Annotated in this window: 19 protein-coding genes and 1 tRNA gene; 9 read left to right on the top strand and 11 right to left on the bottom strand. The window is 40.1% G+C overall.

What is annotated here, in order from left to right:
* Window positions 1-85: 85 nt before the first annotated feature.
* The 4 genes from AUR67_RS08725 to AUR67_RS08710 all read left to right on the top strand — a co-directional run bounded on the left by AUR67_RS08725 (window position 86) and on the right by AUR67_RS08710 (window position 6190).
* Window positions 86-1711: a M28 family metallopeptidase gene (locus AUR67_RS08725; RefSeq protein ID WP_058584969.1), complete on the top strand. Its 1626-nt coding sequence runs from the start codon at window positions 86-88 to the stop codon at window positions 1709-1711.
* A gap of 71 nt (window positions 1712-1782) precedes the next feature.
* The gene (locus AUR67_RS08720) at window positions 1783-2955 is read left to right on the top strand and encodes a putative manganese transporter (RefSeq protein WP_058584968.1); all 1173 of its coding nucleotides are present in this window, start codon (window positions 1783-1785) and stop codon (window positions 2953-2955) included.
* Between the two features lie 230 nt (window positions 2956-3185).
* The gene (locus tag AUR67_RS08715; protein ID WP_058584967.1) at window positions 3186-5561 is read left to right on the top strand and encodes an exonuclease domain-containing protein; all 2376 of its coding nucleotides are present in this window, start codon (window positions 3186-3188) and stop codon (window positions 5559-5561) included.
* An 8-nt stretch (window positions 5562-5569) separates the two neighbouring features.
* Window positions 5570-6190 (top strand): hypothetical protein, encoded by a 621-nt coding sequence (locus AUR67_RS08710; RefSeq protein ID WP_058584966.1) that lies wholly within the window; start codon window positions 5570-5572, stop codon window positions 6188-6190.
* A 183-nt stretch (window positions 6191-6373) separates the two neighbouring features.
* Here the strand turns inward: AUR67_RS08710 and AUR67_RS08705 are convergent, their stop codons facing one another.
* The 6 genes from AUR67_RS08705 to seqA all read right to left on the bottom strand — a co-directional run bounded on the left by AUR67_RS08705 (window position 6374) and on the right by seqA (window position 13806).
* Entirely contained in the window at window positions 6374-7945 is a 1572-nt protein-coding gene (locus AUR67_RS08705; RefSeq protein WP_058584965.1) for a dihydrolipoyllysine-residue acetyltransferase, read from the bottom strand.
* 8 nt (window positions 7946-7953) lie between these two features.
* Window positions 7954-8931 carry an alpha-ketoacid dehydrogenase subunit beta gene (locus tag AUR67_RS08700; RefSeq protein WP_058584964.1) on the bottom strand — a complete coding sequence of 326 codons (978 nt, stop codon included), beginning with the start codon at window positions 8929-8931 and terminating at the stop codon, window positions 7954-7956.
* Window positions 8931-10145, bottom strand: a complete 1215-nt coding sequence (locus AUR67_RS08695; RefSeq protein ID WP_058584963.1) for a thiamine pyrophosphate-dependent dehydrogenase E1 component subunit alpha — start codon at window positions 10143-10145, stop codon at window positions 8931-8933. The genes AUR67_RS08700 and AUR67_RS08695 overlap by 1 nt, the downstream gene beginning before the upstream one ends.
* 269 nt (window positions 10146-10414) lie before the next feature.
* Window positions 10415-11470, bottom strand: coding sequence for a succinylglutamate desuccinylase (gene astE / locus AUR67_RS08690; RefSeq protein WP_058584962.1), 1056 nt, complete (start codon window positions 11468-11470; stop codon window positions 10415-10417).
* A 79-nt stretch (window positions 11471-11549) separates the two neighbouring features.
* A complete protein-coding gene (gene pgm / locus AUR67_RS08685) occupies window positions 11550-13187 on the bottom strand; it encodes a phosphoglucomutase (alpha-D-glucose-1,6-bisphosphate-dependent) (protein WP_058584961.1) in 1638 nt (545 codons plus the stop codon).
* A gap of 16 nt (window positions 13188-13203) precedes the next feature.
* Window positions 13204-13806, bottom strand: a complete 603-nt coding sequence (gene seqA, locus AUR67_RS08680; protein ID WP_058584960.1) for a replication initiation negative regulator SeqA — start codon at window positions 13804-13806, stop codon at window positions 13204-13206.
* 131 nt (window positions 13807-13937) lie between these two features.
* Between seqA and AUR67_RS08675 the strand changes: the two genes are divergently transcribed.
* From AUR67_RS08675 to fur, 5 genes are all read left to right on the top strand, one after another.
* Window positions 13938-14702, top strand: a complete 765-nt coding sequence (locus AUR67_RS08675) for an alpha/beta fold hydrolase (protein ID WP_058584959.1) — start codon at window positions 13938-13940, stop codon at window positions 14700-14702.
* Window positions 14703-14801: 99 nt separating this feature from the next.
* Window positions 14802-15023 carry a DUF2788 domain-containing protein gene (locus tag AUR67_RS08670; protein ID WP_036968243.1) on the top strand — a complete coding sequence of 74 codons (222 nt, stop codon included), beginning with the start codon at window positions 14802-14804 and terminating at the stop codon, window positions 15021-15023.
* Window positions 15024-15025: 2 nt separating this feature from the next.
* Window positions 15026-15304 carry a LexA regulated protein gene (ybfE, locus tag AUR67_RS08665; protein ID WP_004586673.1) on the top strand — a complete coding sequence of 93 codons (279 nt, stop codon included), beginning with the start codon at window positions 15026-15028 and terminating at the stop codon, window positions 15302-15304.
* Window positions 15305-15318: 14 nt separating this feature from the next.
* Window positions 15319-15846: a flavodoxin FldA gene (fldA, locus tag AUR67_RS08660; protein WP_054553928.1), complete on the top strand. Its 528-nt coding sequence runs from the start codon at window positions 15319-15321 to the stop codon at window positions 15844-15846.
* 190 nt (window positions 15847-16036) lie between these two features.
* The gene (gene fur, locus AUR67_RS08655) at window positions 16037-16480 is read left to right on the top strand and encodes a ferric iron uptake transcriptional regulator (RefSeq protein ID WP_054561419.1); all 444 of its coding nucleotides are present in this window, start codon (window positions 16037-16039) and stop codon (window positions 16478-16480) included.
* A 231-nt stretch (window positions 16481-16711) separates the two neighbouring features.
* Here the strand turns inward: fur and AUR67_RS08650 are convergent, their stop codons facing one another.
* The 5 genes from AUR67_RS08650 to AUR67_RS08630 form a co-directional block, all read right to left on the bottom strand.
* Window positions 16712-17329: an FKBP-type peptidyl-prolyl cis-trans isomerase gene (locus AUR67_RS08650; RefSeq protein ID WP_054553930.1), complete on the bottom strand. Its 618-nt coding sequence runs from the start codon at window positions 17327-17329 to the stop codon at window positions 16712-16714.
* 73 nt (window positions 17330-17402) lie between these two features.
* Window positions 17403-17804: a hypothetical protein gene (locus AUR67_RS08645; RefSeq protein ID WP_054553931.1), complete on the bottom strand. Its 402-nt coding sequence runs from the start codon at window positions 17802-17804 to the stop codon at window positions 17403-17405.
* A 52-nt stretch (window positions 17805-17856) separates the two neighbouring features.
* A tRNA-Ser gene (locus AUR67_RS08640) sits at window positions 17857-17947 on the bottom strand.
* Window positions 17948-18020: 73 nt separating this feature from the next.
* Window positions 18021-18398 carry a hypothetical protein gene (locus AUR67_RS08635; RefSeq protein ID WP_054561417.1) on the bottom strand — a complete coding sequence of 126 codons (378 nt, stop codon included), beginning with the start codon at window positions 18396-18398 and terminating at the stop codon, window positions 18021-18023.
* Between the two features lie 199 nt (window positions 18399-18597).
* On the bottom strand, window positions 18598-19146 hold the full coding sequence (locus tag AUR67_RS08630; RefSeq protein WP_058584958.1) for an NAD(P)H nitroreductase: 549 nt from the start codon (window positions 19144-19146) through the stop codon (window positions 18598-18600).
* Window positions 19147-19151 lie beyond the last annotated feature (5 nt).

Here is a 19151-nt window from a genome sequence, read left to right as displayed (position 1 = left end):
ATTGTGGGTAGTTTACCGTAAAAACTGGTTCTCATTAATAGAACCTCATATACTAATGCCACCATAAAACAAAAAAAGAGCTATTATGAAACGCTATTTTCCAATGACAGTCCTTGCAAGTGCCATTCTTGCGGGCTGTGCTTCAACAAGTATCACATCAAGTGATGTCGAAAAAGCCTATCAAAGCATTAATTCAGAGCAACTAGCAGAGCATATTAAAGTGCTTGCCTCTGATGAGTTCGGTGGCCGTGCACCATCATCTAAAGGTGAAGAGCTAACGCTTGCCTATTTAACCGACCAATTTAAAGCATTGGGTTTTGAGCCGGGTAACGGTGATAGCTTCTTACAAGAAGTACCGCTTGTTTCACTAGAAGCAGATTCAGACATGGTACTTACCATTGGCGGCAAAGATTACCAATACAAAAAAGATATGGTAATGGGTAGCAGCCGTATTAGTGCTAAGCAAAGCATTAAAGATTCTGAATTAGTATTCGTTGGCTACGGTGTTAATGCACCAGAATACAACTGGAACGACTACGAAGGCCTAGATGTTAAAGGCAAAACAGTTGTTATGCTGGTAAACGATCCTGGTTTTGCGACGAAAAACCCTGATTTATTCACCGGCGATGCCATGACCTATTATGGTCGTTGGACATACAAATATGAAGAAGCAAGCCGTCAAGGTGCAGCAGGTGCGATTATCATTCACGAAACAGCACCGGCTTCTTACCCATGGTCAGTTGTTGAAAACTCTTGGAGCGGTGAGCAATTTGGTTTCCAAAAAGAAAATAACAACATGGACCGTGTTGCTGTTGAAGGCTGGGTAACAACTGATGTTGCTAAAGAGCTTTTCACAAAAGCAGGCTTAGATTTCGATACCATGAAAGCGAATGCGGCAAAAGGCGCTTACCATGTTGATATGGGCGACCTAACTGCAAGTGTTGAAGTAAATAACACAATCAAAAAGTCAATTTCGTATAACTTTATCGCAACGTTACCAGGTAGCGAAAAGCCAGACGAGCACATCATTTATTCAGCTCACTGGGATCACCTTGGTACAGATAAAACCCGCAAAGGCGACCAAATCTATAATGGCGCCCACGATAATGCAACGGGCACTGCTGGTTTAATCGAAGTTGCTGAAGCATTCGCGACCTTACCTGAGCACCCTAGCCGTTCAATGACTTTCTTAGCCGTTACTGCTGAAGAACAAGGTTTACTTGGCTCGAAATATTATGCTGCAAATCCAGTGATCCCAGCATCACAAACGGTTGCTAACATCAATATGGATAGCTTAAACCTATTAGGTAAAGTGAAAGACATCAGTGTTGTTGGTATTGGCAAATCAGAAATGGATAACCTGCTAGAAACAGCTGCTAAAGCACAAGGCCGTACAGTATCTGGTGATCCTAAACCGTCTTCGGGTGGTTACTACCGCTCTGATCACTTTGCATTTGCAAACATGGGTGTACCAGCAATGTATGCCGGTGGTGGTAGTGAAGCCCTTGACGAAGAAACGGCAAATTACCGTAAGCGTATGAGCCTAGTGCTTCGTGGTTGTTATCATCAGCCTTGCGACCGTTACCGTGATGAATGGGATTTATCAGGTGCCGTTCAGGACCTTCAGTTATTCTATCAAGTAGGTTTTGATATCTCAGAACGAAAAGAATGGCCGAGCTGGAATGCCACTTCTGAGTTCCAACGCAAATAGACACAAATGAGATTGATTTTCATTTAAAATCGTAATACAGTGTAACCTGATTAATTTTTAGGTTGCACTGTATGCTCTCACTAACACAAACGAGGTTTATTCCTAATAAAGCGAGGTGTTACATTACGGACAATAAACGCTTAATTTTACCCCTTTTATTACTGATTTCTTTAGTGGTACCTGCAAGCCGAGAATTCACCCTACAAGCGCTGAGTGATGCTTTTTTTCAAGTATCTGTATTTGTTGCAGCCACCTTATTAATCTATTACTACCTTATTGATCGTCTTCCTCAATTACAGCTTAGCTATTTACGTGCTAAATCAGGCATTCTAGAGGTGAGCTTTGCGTCTATTTTAGGTGCTTTGCCTGGCTGTGGGGGTGCTATTATTGTGGTAACCCAATTTACTAAAAAGCAGGCTAGCTTTGGCTCTGTTGTTGCTGTCTTAACCGCAACTATGGGCGATGCCGCCTTTTTACTGTTAGCAACCCGCCCGCTTGATGGTTTATTAATGATGTTAATCGGTGTTGCTGTAGGTATTATTAGCGGTCAGATAGTTAATACATTTCATAGCCCAGATAAATTTCAACCTGACGAAGCAAGTGAATATACCGAGCAGCCACAATGCCAACCAAGAGCTTTGAAATTTAGCCGCCCTATTTGGAAGTTTACCCTAGTACCAAGCTTGATTATTGCTTTTGTTATTGCTACCAATTCTGACCTTAGCGAATTTAGTCAAAGCGTTAATACTGGCGTCACCCTGTTTGGCTCGATCATGGCGCTATTCACTGTGGTTGTGTGGTCTCTGTCTTCTAAAGGCAGCAGTTATAAGCAATTAACCAGTGAAGAAGCGCCTTGCTCACCTCCCTCAAAACTCACGAAAGTGTTAATGGACACGCACTTTGTTACTGCCTGGGTTGTTGCCAGTTTTATGCTGTTTGAAATTCTCGTTAACCTAGTCGGTGTAGATTTAACAGCCTGGTTTTCTGAGTATGCTTATCTTGCACCGCTGGTGGCTGTGGCTATTGGCTTATTACCTGGCTGCGGGCCACAAATCGTCGTAATGACACTCTATATTCAAGGTATTATTCCATTTAGTGCGATGGCAGCCAATGCAATTTCAAATGACGGCGATGCCCTATTCCCAGCTATCGCATTAGCGCCAAAAGCGGCCTTAATCGCGACGGTGTATTCAACAATGCCTGCGCTGTTACTCGGTTATGGGTTGTATTTTTACGGTAAATAGCAATTACAATATTTACAATCAAAAAAACCAGCCGAAGCTGGGCTGATACTTTATTAGGGATCTACATATGTAGATCCCTTTTTATTTATGTACATAAAATCATAGGGTTAACATTAAAACTTACGCAAAAAAAACATTCGCGAGCAGATGTATTTTCTATATATTCAATAGCTTAAGTAGTTAATTGAAATTTTTCTAATTATTACTAGAATTGATCGCTAGGGGGATCAATGGACAGAGTAGTAATAATAGATACAGAGACAACTGGCTTGTCTCCACGCAAGGGCAAGCATCGCATTGTTAACCTTGCTGCCGTAGAAATAATTGATGGCGATATCACAGGCAGCATCTTCCACTACTTCTTAAACCCTGAAGGTAAGAAGAGTACGTCGGAAGCCCACGCGGTACACCAAATTGAAGATTCATTTTTGCTTGATAAGCCAACGTTCTGCCAAATAGCTGAAGAATTTCTAGAGTTCATAGATGGTGCACGACTTTCCTTTTACAATTCAGAATTTGATGTTGATTTCCTGCAATCAGAAATTGATCGATGTGGACTAGATATTGTCTTCAATAGAGATTACGACGTATCTTGCTTGATGAGGGATTTTGCCAATAGGGAAAACTATGGGAAATGGGTCAAATTAGATAATGCTTGCATACGTTATGGTATAGACATTACTGAAAGAAAATCACACGGTGCCGCAATAGATGCCTTTATTACAGCGGAGCTGTACCTGAAGTTTCATTATTCGAGTGACAAACCACTTGCGAAGACACCGCATCAAAATGAACGTGTCGAGCCTACAGCCTTTCCAATCCCAAGAGCCTACAAAGATCCTATCACTGGTAAAGCTATTCAGCTTAACTACTGTAAGAACCCAAACTGCCGAAACTATGGTGTAGCCGCACTTAATCCCAAACGCAAAGCTGATGGCTCTATAATGCGAGGGTTAGGTAATGATTATAGGTTTACTAAAACAAAGATAGGTCGCGTGTTAACTTGCATCATCTGCGGCACAAGTACAAAACTGATAAACAACAAAGCTTTCGTTGAAGAGTCAAATAGGCAAAAGCAAATATTTTCCAATAAAGAGATTTGTTGCCCTGATAAGAAACTTGAAACATCACGACGACGAACTAGGCCATGTCGAAATGCGGTGGTAAATTGGTTAGATAAGCCTAAGCGTTACACCTTAAGAGGCACAGTACCGTCAACAGTAGAGTCATTGAAGTATCGAGAAGCCCAAAGGATTGAATGCAATGCCTGTCACAATCCTTTCAACGTACCGTTGAACGCTGAGTATGGTCAAAAGAGAGCTGATATCAATGGAATATTGTTCAGAATGCTTATTAACAAAGGTATCGTCAACAGAATGGAAGAAATTTTGGATGTGCCTATCACTTTAATTTACCACCGTATCGAGTTTTTCTTTAACCAGTGTGTTGAGTTTGACCGTTGGCACATACAGAACAACATTCAGGCTTTAAAAGGCAAAACCCTAGAAGTTAGTATGGACAGGCAGCACTACCTGTCTAACTGGAGTGATAAGAAGGACAGTCGCCCTACGAAACTGGTAAATACTTCAACGGTAGACAATAAAACTCGATTTGTATTTGCTAGTACAGTTAACTTCGACACCACCTCAGACTGGGAAGTAATTAAAAGAGACATTAGCAGATGTAGTGATCTTAAGAAGCCTGAACACAAGAGAAGGTATGGTCAGTACGTTCTATCCAATCAAGAAGTCGAAACTGATGACGTTGATGATACCCAGCCTCTGAAAGCACCAAATAAAAATTTACTAGTGCAACAAACTTATTCTCTCATGGCACAACTTGAAGTGATGAAACAGTACGTAAATGAGGCGCGTTACAGTCGTTTATTCGCAGATGCCGACGAAGGCTTTGAACTTGGTATTGGGTTAGTGATGAAAGAACAGATTGCGGCCAGCAAACTCTACCCTGTGCTTGTAAAAGCAGAAAGGAACAATGCCAGCCAAATGCAAGACAAGCGTGCCTGGTCAGAACAAGTCCTTCTTAAGCATGGGATTACTATGAGCGACATAAAGAGGGCCAAAGTTGATAGAGAAAAACTAGCTCAAATATCGCAACAATATTGGGCTGCCGAGATGCACAAACGTACTATTGAATCAGGATCGGCTAAATCAGAGTGGTTAGTTCATCCATTTCCTAAATCTAGACATTCTGTTCAAGTAAAACCATTAGTAGGCTTTCATGGCGCTATATCTGTTAGCCAAACGCTATCTGAGAATTTGTTAGATGTATCTACATATGGAGTTGATAACTACTTTCAAATGATACGCCGCCGAATCAATATGTTCGAGCGACCAATAACATCAGCCACAAACAGTAAACGATGGAATGGCTACGCTTCATACAACCCTAAATGGGCGGTTATGATTATTGAGATATTGAGGGTCTACAACAACTACGTATTGACCGACGAAAAGTCACTTAAAAACAAAGGACTGTATCAGGAAGCAACAACACCAGCTCAAAAGCTTGGCATTACAGATAAGAAATATACAATAGAAGATATTCTAGACTTTACAGTCGCGAGCAAAATTAAAAACTTACAATAAGGAAGTCAATGATTAAAGGAATAGAGAACAGAGCTAAGCTAGCTGTCGGGGTGTCGGCATTCGCTATATTAATAATGGCATTTCAATGGTCAATCATTGATTGGATAACTCCTTTCTTGATGATGCCGTTGATGCTTGTGGTATTTATTGTCTTTTTAACGGGACTCGGTTTTAGCATTTCATGTCTTTTTAAGTTCAAAGAAATTAGGTGGTTGGCAACAATTCCCTTAGCAGTCCAATTGGTTGCCCTTGCTGTACTAGAGTTTGTTCCGTTTACGAAGCTCTGGATAAATGCAGATTTCCACTTATATGAATCTCAACGTCAAGAAGTCGTCGCAAGGGTTTACTCTGGCGAGCTTGTCTCTAATGTACAACATAATTCATCGTTAATAGCACTAGGCTCTGAGTATTCAAAAATATCAATGGGCGGAAATGAGATTGTGGTTCAAGATATCGACGGTTCGAAATACGTTTTCTTCTACACCTTTAGAGGGATATTGGACAACTATTCTGGTTTTTTATATGTCCCTGACGGCGGCGACCCAAGGAGCTATGCGGATTTAGATGAAGAAGATGTAACTCAAATAATAAAATACGCAGACAATTGGTACTACACCTCACACCATTAATTACAGTAGACCTACTAACCTATTGTTTTTAATGAGGATACACCTGCTCTCGAATGTTATTTTCGACATATCTTGATGGCTAAGCATTTGATTTCACGTTGAAATAAAAAAGGGATCTGAGTATTCAGATCCCTAATAAAGTATCAGCCCAAACCGAAGCTGGTTTTTTAATGCTTACTAATGCTAGCTCATCGCCATGATCATTTTTGCAGGATCTTCTAAGTAAGACTTCCATAAGTTATTGAAGCGTGCAATTGTTCCGCCATCAATCACTCGGTGGTCTCCAGACCAGCTTACTTGCATAATAGCAGCTGAAACAACATTGCCTTGTGCATCAAAGCGAGGTAAATGCTGCAGTTTACCTAAAGCAACAATCGCTACCTCAGGCTTATTGATGATCGGGGTTGCAATTGTGCCACCGATCGCACCGATGTTAGAAATGCTAATAGTGCCGCCTTTCAAGTCATCCGGTGAAACACGACCATCACGTGCTGCTTCAGTTAAGCGGGTCACTTCGTTTGCAACATCTACGATACTCTTTGACTGGCATGATTTAATGTTTGGTACAAGTAAACCAATCTTAGAATCAACCGCCATACCGATGTTATGATCATCAAAGTAAGTTAGCTCACTGCAATCATCATTTACTTGCGAGTTTAGTACTGGGAATTGCTTAATCGCTAACGACAGTGCTTTGATAAAGAATGGCATCATAGTGAGCTTAACGCCCTGTTGCTTATACTGCTCTTTAAGCTCACTGCGCATTGCAATCAGTTTAGTTAGGTCAATTTCATCACAGAAAGTAAAGTGAGGAATTGTCGAAACTGAAGCAACCATTTGCTTAGCCATTGCCGCTTTAATGCCTTTAATAGGCTCTACGCGACTACCACCAGAAGACGCCACAGTTGATACAGGCTCTGCCGCTTTTGGCGCAGCTTGTTGTGATGCTACTTGGCTTGGTGTTTCATTCAAGAAATCTTCGATATCTTGTTTGTAAATACGGCCATTTTTACCAGACCCTGGTACTTGCGTTAAATCAACATCAAGTTCGCGGGCTTTACGACGAACAGCTGGTGAAGCAACAGCTTTCTTATTAAGTTGTTTGCTAGAGTTTGCCGAAGTCGCAGGCTTCTGCGAAGGTTTAGTTGCTGCATTTGTTTGTGCTTTAACTACCGCAGAACTTACATCTGGCTCTGCACTTTGGCCTGCAATGCTCATTTGGAATAATGGGCTGTGAACCGCTGCAATATCACCTTTTTGATAATAAAGCTTTTCAACTTTACCTGTGTACTTAGCCGGAATTTGCACCAATGCTTTGTCTGTCATTACATCACACACAGCTTGGTCTTCAACGATTTCATCGCCTTCACTCACTAACCACTCAACGATTTCACACTCAACGATACCTTCACCGATATCTGGTAAAATGAAATCTTCTAAGTGCTCACCAGCCTCAGATGATGCTTCAGTTGGAGTAGCAGGAGCTTGCGCTTCTTCGCTTTGTGTTGGTACTTCGCCATCAACATCCATTGCAAATAATGGTGCATGTACTTTCGCAATATCCCCTTTTGCATAATAAAGCTTAATGATCACACCATCATGAACAGCAGGAATTTGCACAAGAGCCTTGTCGGTCATAACATCACAAATAGGCTGGTCTTCTTTTACAGAATCGCCTTCTGCAACTAACCATTCAACAATTTCACACTCTACGATGCCTTCGCCGATATCTGGCAAGATAAAATCTTTAGACATACTGACTCCTAAAACTCTACTGATTGCTTAATCGCAGCAAGCACTTTAAGTGCATCCGGCACATATTCTTTTTCAAGTGCTAATGGGTATGGTGTATCTAAGCCACACACGCGAGCAATTGGCGATTCAAGGTGTAAGAAACACTCTTGTTGAATTGTTGCAACGATTTCTGCACCAAAACCATTAGTGATTGGTGCCTCGTGGCTTACCACTAAACGGCCTGTTTTGGTCACTGATTTAGCAATTGTCTCAACATCCCATGGTAAAATGGTACGTAAGTCGATCACTTCACAGCTAATACCTTGCTCTGCAGCTTTTTTAGCGGCGTCTTCGATGATTTCCATCTGTGCACCCCAAGCAAGTACAGTGACATCAGTGCCTTCTTGCACGATTTCAGCTTTACCGAGCTCGATGCTGTAATCTTCTTCTGGAACTTCACCTGTTGATGCACGGTACAAACGTTTCGGCTCAAAGAAAATAACAGGGTTATCATCTTTAATCGATGCACGAAGCAAACCTTTTGCTTGATATGGGTTACGTGGTACCACCAACTTCAAACCAGGTGTGTGAGCAAAATAAGCTTCTGGTGATTGTGAGTGATATAAACCACCTGCAATACCACCACCGTATGGTGTACGGATTGTTAGATTGCCAACATTAAATTCATTACCACTACGGTAACGGAACTTAGCTGATTCATTCACGATTTGGTCAAATGCAGGGAAAATATAATCTGCAAACTGAATTTCAGCTAATGCAGGCGCACCAAACGCCGCTAAACCATTAGCAAAACCTAAAATACCTTGTTCAGTTAACGGTGTATTGAACACACGATGCTTACCATATTTTTCTTGTAAGCCAGATGTAGCACGGAATACACCACCAAAATAACCAACGTCTTCACCAAAAATACATGCATTTGGATGCTCTGCCATGGTGATATCAAGGGCAGAGTTAATTGCATGAAGCATGTTCATTTTAGCCATTACTTTAATCTCCCTGCAGTTGTTGGATAAGCATCAGGATGCTGCAAAATGTGCTCTTTTAGTTCTTCATATTGTTTTTGCAGTGATGGGATTGGCTTATCATAAACATCAGAAATAAGCTCTTCTAATGCTGGCTTTTCAACTTTTTCAGCGCGTTTAAGGGCCGCTAAGATTTCTTCACGAATTGTTTCTTTGTCTTTCGCGTCTTGCGCTTCGTCTAACCAACCTTGCTTTAATAGCCACTTACGGAAACGCTCGATTGGACACCCTTTATGTTTTGCTTCTTCATCTTTTGTGCGGTAACCGCTTGGGTCGTCACTGGTTGAGTGAGCGCCTAAACGATAGGCAATCGATTCAATTAAAACAGGTTCACCTTTGGTAGTCGCAATTTCACGGGCTTTTTTCGTTGCAGCATAAACAGCAAGTGCATCAGCACCGTCAACACGGATTGTTTTAATGCCGTAACCAACACCACGTGATGCAATACCATCACCTTTAAACTGTTCATCCGCAGGTGTAGAAATCGCATAACCATTGTTACGAGCAAAGAAAATAACCGGTGCTTCGTGAACTGCGGCCATATTTAAACCTGCATGGAAATCACCTTCAGATGCAGCGCCTTCACCAAAGTAACAAATAGTGATGTTATCAATCGTGCTGTTTAACTCACCGGTTTGGGCATCAATATGACGAACTTTTTGACCGTATGCATAACCTGTTGCTTGCGGAATTTGTGTACCAAGCGGTGATGAAATAGTCATGTAGTTAAGTTCGCGTGAGCCATAGTGAATTGGCATTTGGCGACCTTTACCCAAATCTTTTTCATTTGAGAACATTTGATTCATGAATTGGTCAAGGCTAAAACCACGATAACGTAAAGCTGCTTGCTCACGGTATTGGGCCATGATCATATCGTTTTGATCAAGCGCTGCAGCTGATGCTGTTACAGCCGCTTCTTCACCTAGACATTGCATATAAAAGCTAACACGGCCTTGACGCTGTGCTGCTTGCATACGCTCATCAAGTGCTCTAATAAAACGCATTGTTTCATATAGACGGATTGCCGTTGCTTTGTCGATATCAGGTGCGGTTGCACCTTCGTAGATGTCGCCTTCCTCATTAAGAATACTTAATGTAGGGATCGTTAATGCGTGACCATCAATAAATGACAGTTCATGATTAATGTTTAGCGATACGTTATTTGGATTACTCATAACCTACCTTCTTTCGTTGTCAGAAACCTACGCTACTGCCCTTAATTATATTTTTATCAGCATGAGCTGTAAGGATAAAGTTTGCGCAATATTCAATCTAATTAAATTAAACTGCCGTCACTTTACGTTAACGTAAGTTGTTATTCAACTAATCATAGACGAATAGATGACAAATGGCTAAAAACGCATGGAAAGTTAACTATACAACAAGATAAGTTCTTTAGAGTCATATAGTTAACTAAATTTAGATGGGTGTTAATGCAGAGATTTTAAATAAAGTTGCTATCAACTTGCATTGGAATAACGGTAAGCAAAGCGCGCTGACCTAAGGCTACATCAGCGTTTGGGAAGATAATAGCTTCACCGTCTACTTCCGCTTCATATCTGGTCTGACCATCAGTTGCCATTAATTCACCCTTTGCGAAACCGGTGAAATTTTCTACATCATCAGCAAATGGAAAACTAAAGTCTTCGCAAGTACGGTTTATTGTTCTATATACTGAAAACAACTCGAAATCCTCTGCATTGAATTCTTTATATTCAATAGATTCTTGACTAATTAATGCAGTTAAGGTTTGTTTGGTTTTCTCAAATCGCGACATGTCATTTTCGCCAAATGGTTTTACTTGGCCAAGTTCTACCGTAAATGAGTCAGCTCCATGTACAAACGACGAGTAGTAACTGAAGGTAGTTGCCGCTGATTTCATCATTAGTACCGTGTTTACGCCACAGCTAAGTAAAAATTGCAGTTGTGATTTTTTCCACGGTTTCCCATGTAAGAAAGGATACACTGCGAACTTTTCATTTTTAGAGCCACGAATTGCAGTATGAAGATCATAATGAAAACGCTCACTACCCTGGTTGCCTCTAGCAAAGAAATCAGTAACCACGTCTTCAAGCAGTTTTGCACGAACTCGCTCTGGGTTAGAAGCAATGCCTTCTACAGTATGATTACCATTAAACAAACGGTTTAAGTTTTCATCTACAAAACGCTTACCGATATTAATAGATTTAGGATTACCATAAATAAACAGTACACGCTGCTTCAAGGTAAGTTGTTCTGTAATGATTGACTTGATTAATTGATCGCAAATTTCAATTGGCGCAGTTTCGTTACCATGTACCGCACTTGAAAGAACAATATCTTTGTTTGTTTGCTGTGCAGGTTGAAACTCAATGATACCCGTGTCGTGAACTGTGACATCAGTGCCATTTGCAAGGGTAAATGCACAAGGTTCTAGTGAAAATTCATTGTTACGAGTCAGGGTTAAAAAGTCGCCGGTACTTTTTAATTCTTCGAGATATGAAGGAGTTGAATAGCTCATTGTTCTATCCTAAAAATGCGTGAGAGTAGAATACAAAAACGGCTGAGAATCTCAGCCGTTTTAATAGGTAAAAAAGGAATTAGCTAATTACTGAATCAACCAGCTTTTTCGCTTCTTTTTCTAATAATGCTAGATGTTCTTCACCTTTGAATGATTCAAGGTAAATTTTATAAATATCTTCAGTGCCCGATGGACGTGCAGCAAACCAACCGTTTTCAGTAACAACTTTTAAACCGCCGATAGCAGCGTTATTACCAGGGGCATGGGTTAGTTTTTGCGTAATGGCATCACCCGCTAAGGTACTTGCAGTTACATCATCAGCTGATAACGCTTTTAAACGTGATTTCTGTTCTGCACTAGCTGGCGCATCAATACGTTTATAAATAGGCGCACCGAACTCTTGTTCAAGTTCTTTATAAAGCTGTGAAGGTGTTTTACCCGTTACGGCTAAAATCTCTGCAGCAAGTAGACCTAAGATGAAACCATCTTTATCAGTGTTCCAAACTGTACCATCAAAGCGTAAGAATGACGCCCCTGCACTTTCTTCACCACCAAAAGCAAGGGTACCTTTGCTTAAGCCATCAACAAACCATTTAAAGCCTACCGGTACTTCTTTTACTTCGCGGTTATTACGTGCAACCACTTTATCAATCATGCCGCTTGATACCAGCGTTTTACCAATTGCGACCTCTTTTGACCATTCGCGGTTATTTAATAAGTAGTCAATTGCAACTGCTAAAAAGTGATTTGGATTCATTAAGCCGTCAGGCGTAACAATACCATGGCGATCATAATCAGGGTCGTTACCAATACCGATATCATAGTCATCTTTTAATGCAATAAGGTTTGTCATTGCATAAGGTGATGAACAATCCATACGGATTTTGCCGTCTTTATCTAAAGGCATGAACGAAAATGTTGGGTCAACAGACTCATTTACGACCGTTAAGTCTAAATTATATTTTTCTGCAATAACTGGCCAAAAGTTGATACCAGAGCCACCAAGTGGATCCACACCAATTTTGATTTTCGCATCGCTAATTGCTTTTAGATTAACGATATTAACTAAGTCATCAACATACGGGGTAATTAAGTCTTGGTACTTTATAAAACCAGAACGTGATGCTTTAGCATATGGAAATAACTCTACTTCAACTAAGTCTTCTAAAAGTAATTGATTCGCTCTGTCTTCAATCCACTTAGTAACATCAGTATCTGCAGGGCCACCATTTGGCGGGTTATATTTAAAACCACCGTCTTCTGGCGGATTATGTGAAGGCGTTACCACAATACCATCAGCAAGTTCATTTGGGTTTTCTTTGTTATGACAAACAACAGCATGACTGATTACCGGCGTTGGCGTGTAATCGTCATTTTCTTGTGCAATGACTTGCACTTCGTTTGCAACAAGTACTTCAATAGCAGAGTTAAAAGCCGCTTCACTCAATGCATGTGTATCTTTACCTAAGAAAAGTGGGCCAAAAATATTGTTTTCTTTACGGTAATCACAAATTGCTTGAGTGATCGCTAAAATATGCGATTCATTAAATTTTACATCGAACGAACAACCACGATGGCCAGACGTACCAAAAGCAACACAATGCTCTGGGTTTTGTTCTAGGTCAGGTTCATTTAAGTAATAAGCCGAGATCAGTTTTGGTACATTCACTAAGCTTGATTGCGGTGCAGGTTTACCTGCATCTGGATGAATCGCCATATTATTTCCTTATGGATTATAAGTAATCACGAATTTTTTCTGCTTCATCCGCGCTGTAACCTAAGCACAGTGCAACTTCGTGAAGCATCATTTTTTTTCTGGTTGTATTTGAATTTGTCATCACCCAATACTCAGTATCAGTGATATTTTTTGGATTCATGCTGCTACCGCTTTCCAGTAGTGCTTCTTTGCTAGTGGCAAAATAAACACGGTCACGGCCTTTAATTTCAAGCACGTTAACAAAATCTTTTTTATGCGTTCTATATAAAGCAGCTAGTATAAATAAGAATCGACCAACAACACCTTTTTGCATTGCCAGCTCTTCTTTGTTTAATACATTAAACACATTACCTTTCACTTGTGTCGATGCTGTGACAGTTTGTGTAGCCTCTTCAACATTTTCGTCGCTTGGTTCAGGGCTTGATTCTTGTTCTGCTTGTTCTTGTACTTCAACAACTGGGGTTTCTTGTTCAGTTTTAGTAGTTGTTTCAACTGGGGCATTGGCGCCATCAGAGAGGTTTAATAAACGACGCAAAATGGTTGATGCACTTTCACCAATACTTTGCGTGTTGCTTGCAATGTATTGATATAACTCGTCGTCTATGTCGATTTTTTTCATGTTATTCCTGTCTTTACGGGTCACATTTTAAAAGTTCTCAATGATTATACCTAAGCTCGCAGCAATTCTCTATGTTTTGCATTTTGTAATTTCACTAGGCAAAATACTGCCATTAAAATTAGGAGTTGAAAATGCTATTAAACTACCAACAAATGGGTCAAGGTTCAGACGTTGTATTGATCCACGGTTTGTTTGGCTCACTTGAAAACCTCAATGTAATCGCAAAAGCATTAGCTGAAAATTATCGTATAACGAATATTGATTTACGTAACCACGGTAAATCATTCCATAGCGATACCATGAATTATCACGCTATGGCTAAAGATGTCAGTGAGTTACTTGAACATCTAAATATTAGTAAAGCGCACATCATAGGTCATTCAATGGGTGGCAAAGTGGCCATGCAATTAGCACTTAATCACTCTTCACTTATCGATAAGCTTGTAGTGTTAGATATTTCTCCTGTTGCTAATAACCCTCGTCACAGCGCTATTTTTGCAGGCCTAAACGAAGTTGCACAGTCTAATATCACAGATAGAAAAGCGGCTGATGCAATACTTGCCAAGCACATTGATGAAATAGGCGTACGTCAGTTTTTATTAAAAAGCTTTGCTAAAAATGATCAAGATCACTATCAATGGCGCTTTAATTTAGCTGTTTTATACCAGCAATATGAAAATATTTTAGCGCAAGTTAGTGAAAATGATTCTTGTTTATGTGATACTTTATTCATTAAAGGTAATGATTCTGACTACATTTTAGCAGAACACCGCCCTGCTATTATGGCGTTATTCCCTAATGCAAAAGCAAAAATTATTCATGGTGCTGGTCACTGGCTACATGCCCAAAAACCACTTGCTGTAAATAAAGCAATCAGCGATTTTTTAGCTCATTAATTGGGCTGATAAAATTCGCTGTTTTTGATCGTGCGCACTAAATTATTACAAATTTGTGTGCTATAGTACGCGCCGTTTAATTTAAAGGTTTATACGTTGATGGTCAGTCAGTTAATTAACGAATTTGATACCTTAGGGTTGTATTTTGGCTTAGCCGGTATTTTCTTTTTTATTGGAATGGCAATTCAAGACGTCCTTAAAAAAGGTGATGTACCACGATTTGGCCGATACATCGTTTGGTTAGTGCTATTTTTAGGCTGTTCTGGGTTTATAGCGAAAGGACTTATTCAAGTCTTCTGGCAAGGCGCAGGTGTGGGCTAGACATGGCAAAGTCAGAAACAGATAGAACAACACCCGATTTATTTGAATACGAAAAGCGTCCAGGTAGGCCGAAAACAAATCCCCTACCTCGCGATATGCAATTAAAAGTAAATAAACGTAATCAAATAAAGCGAGATAAAGCACGTGGTTTAAAGCGTGTAGAATTTAAGGTTTCATCACAGTTATATCAAGCATTAAGCGATATGGCAGATGCGCAGAATATTAGCCGTAGCGCGTTGATTGAAACAATTTTACAAGAAAGATTGGCTATTGATAGATAGAAGGTTTTAAATCCATGTCAAGCGTAGGTATTTTTTTCGGAAGTGACACAGGCAATACTGAACACGTAGCTAAAATGATTCAAAAAGAATTAGGTAAAAAGCTTGTAGCGGTTCACGACATTGCAAAAAGTTCTAAAGAAGAGATTGCTGAATTCGATTTATTGTTATTCGGTATTCCAACTTGGTACTACGGTGAAGCTCAATGTGACTGGGATGATTTCTTCCCTGAATTAGAAGAAGTTGACTTCGAAGGTAAACTTGTTGCTATTTTCGGCTGCGGTGACCAAGAAGACTATGCAGAATACTTCTTAGATGCAATGGGCATGATCAACGATATCGTTACTGAGCGTGGTGCAATCGTAGTGGGTCATTGGTCAACTGAAGGCTATGACTTTGAAGCTTCAAAAGCACTAGTGGATGACAGCAACTTTGTTGGTCTTGGTATTGATGAAGACCGTCAACCAGAGCTTACTGAAAAGCGTGTTAAAGACTGGTGTGCTCAGGTTTATGACGAAATGTGTTTAGCGGAACTTGCTGATTAATAACAAGTACTACTCGCATTTACTAGCTGATGTAAAGATGCACAACCAGTTCGTTTTTGTTCAAAAAACCAGCAAATAGACGAATTGTTCTTTGCACTTAGTAACTAGGCACGTTATTCTAATAGTTGCTAATGTGTCGTGTGCATCTTGATGATGCCTAGTATAACTAAATAAAATTGAGACAGATTGAATGACTGATCACAACTTGGAATTAAAAAAAGCAGGGTTAAAAGTAACTCTGCCGCGTATTAAAATTTTAGAGATTCTGCAATCTCCAGACAACCAACACATCAGCGCTGAAGATGTCTATAAAATTCTATTAGACAAAGGCGAAGAGATTGGTCTTGCAACTGTCTACCGTGTTCTTAACCAATTTGATGATGCAGGTATTGTATCTCGACACCACTTCGAAGGCGGCAAATCAGTATTTGAATTATCAGGTAGCACTCACCATGACCACTTAGTGTGCCTAAAATGTGGTAAGGTTGTTGAGTTTGAAGACGATACTATTGAACGTCGTCAAGAAGAAATCGCAACAGAGAATGGTATTAAACTGACTAACCACTCTCTTTACCTATATGGTGAATGTGAAGACACTGCTGCGTGTAAAGAATACGCTGAATCAAATAGCTAATTAGCTATTTGTTTCAGACATAAAAAAACCTGCTTTAAGCAGGTTTTTTTATGTCTATTTGAAATCGATTATACCAATCCGCTTAATTAAGTAGTCTATTTTGAGGCAATAAAACCTCGTTGATAACAAGGCAAAAATTTCGTTATTTAGTTGTTCTAAATGAGAAATTTTTAACGCAGTTAGCGACAGGTTTTATCCCTCAAAATGATTAAGTATTATTGCGGGTTGGTATTAGATGATTTCTAATAGCTCAACGTCAAAGATTAGCGTTGAGAAAGGAGCGATTGCTGCACCAGCACCGCGCTCACCGTAAGCAAGTTCGTGTGGTACATATAAGCGCCACTTAGAACCCGTGCCCATCATTTGTACTGCTTCAGTCCAACCTTTGATTACACCGCCAACTGGGAATTCAGCTGGTTGACCACGCTCGTATGAGCTATCAAATACTGTACCGTTGATTAGTGTACCGTGGTAGTGTGCACGGATTGTTGAGTCTGCAGTTGGTTTTTCACCGTCGCCTGCAGTAAGTACTTCGTATTGAAGACCTGATTCAGTTACTGTTACTTCAGGGCGTTTTGCATTTTCTTCTAAGAATGCAATACCTTCAGCTGCAAGAACTTTAGCTTCTTCTTCACGACGAGCTTGGATCTCAGCGTTGATTTTCTCAAAAGCTGCTTGAATTGCTGGGATTTCAACTTGGAAATCATTACCAGTGTATGCGTCTTTCATACCTTCAAATACAGAATTTAAGTTTAAACCTTCGAATGGATTCGCTTTTAATTGCTCACCCATTTGTAAACCAATACCGTAACTTGCTTTTTCAGCGTCTGTTGTAAAATTATCTGACATGTTTTAATTCACGTTTATTTAGTTAAAAGACGTGCTCATACTAACATAAAAAAACAACGAATATCGCCTAGTTTTACTGCGTTTGCTCAGTGTTTGCACTAATTCGCTGCTTTATTTTATCAATTACAAATGTCGCAACAGGTAATGTAGCGATCATCGAAGCAATAAAAAAACCGCTCATTAAACCATCTTTGCCTAACATAATTAAAGGCACAGCAATAAGACCCACAGTAGAAATCACACATGCAGCAATGACAGGCCAATGCTTGTCGTATTTGCCAATAAGGTGCCCTACTAACACATTAAAGCCAATACCATAAGCGATTGAAGATATTAGCCCGTAATCAGGCTGCGCATCATGGGCCATAGCAACAAGTACATTGATCCCGCTGTGATAAAAATAAGAAAAGATACACCAAAGCAAAACATGTTTAACAATGCGCATTAGTGTAGAAGAAGACTCGCTTGCTGACATTACTTATCTCCAGATAGCAAAAAACCGCCCTATAGGCGGTTTTTCTAAATAATGGTGGAGAGATAGGGATTTGAACCCTAGAGGGGCTACAAACCCCTGCCGGTTTTCAAGACCGGTGCATTCGACCACTCTGCCATCTCTCCGTACGGCGCGCATAATAGTGTTTACTGCGTTCGTTGTAAAGCCTTAAATGTAAAAAACTTTAAAAAAGTAATTTTAATAGTACTGCTTAGGGCGCTTTGCGATTAAAGAGCAAACTAAACAAACAATTAAACTAACAATTGCAAAGCCTGAACCCTGCACTATTACGTCAATTTTATTGAGGTTATAGCTAGGTATAATGACTAACGCAAAGGCTGGTAAGCAGGTGATCGTTAAAACGTAGCAACAAATTTTAAAAGCGCGGCCGAAATCGAAACGTTTAGTGCTTTGCATCCACCAAGTCAGTAGGAGTAATACCACTACAGCCGACAAGCCGAGGTAATGAGGTTGTTTCGTAGACATGGCAACAAAAAAAGTGACCACAGCGCCAACTAAGCCCCAAATTGACCAAGCGAACCAATTTTCTTTTTCACGTAAAAATAAGTTTCCCATCGTTCTCGTCTTCTTTATCGTTATTTTTTTAAGACTATCCATACGTTAACAAAAAACAACCGATTAAAAAACACACTGAAGAAGAATTATTTCGTTTTTTGCATCCGTGCGCTTCTTACAGCTAAGCTAAATCTAAAAAAACTAACATAAGTAAGCTTAATAGTGTCTGACTACTTAACTGCAAAAAAGTTCCTAATATTTATAAATTCTCAAAAAACGTCTCTGGCTTGTGTCTGATTGGTTTTTTAATGTCTACTTCTGGTGTACCTAAATATAAGTAGCCAACAATCTCATCTTGTTCTTTACAACCTAGTGCCGCTTTAACAGCTGGGCTCTGTGCAAAATAACCTGTGCGCCAAATGCCCCCTAAACCTTGCGCAAAGGCCGCTTGTTGCATTGCAAGGACAGCACAGCCTGCACTTTGTACTTGTTCAATTCGTGGCACTTTTGGGTTTTCAGTTACATCAGCAATGGCAATGATCATCATAGGCGAACGCAGCGGTAGCTCTTTAGCGCGCTCAATGGTTCTATCATCTTGGTTTTCAGCAACAGCGGCTTGATGATAGATATCCCCTAATTTATTACGAGCTTCGCCTTCAACGACAATAAATCGCCAAGGAGCAATACAGCCATGATCAGGCACTTTAATGGCCGCTCGCTTAATAATTTTAAGTTGTTCTTCAGTTGGTCCAGGTGCAATAAGACGTGGATCTGATTGTCTAGTTTGTAATAGCGTTAAAGCGTCCATGAATA

The sequence above is a fragment of the Pseudoalteromonas sp. XI10 genome, from assembly GCF_001469895.1.
Lineage (GTDB): Bacteria > Pseudomonadota > Gammaproteobacteria > Enterobacterales > Alteromonadaceae > Pseudoalteromonas.
The sequence above is the reverse complement of the archived record's forward strand: the minus strand, read 5'-3'. Positions and strand labels throughout refer to the sequence as shown.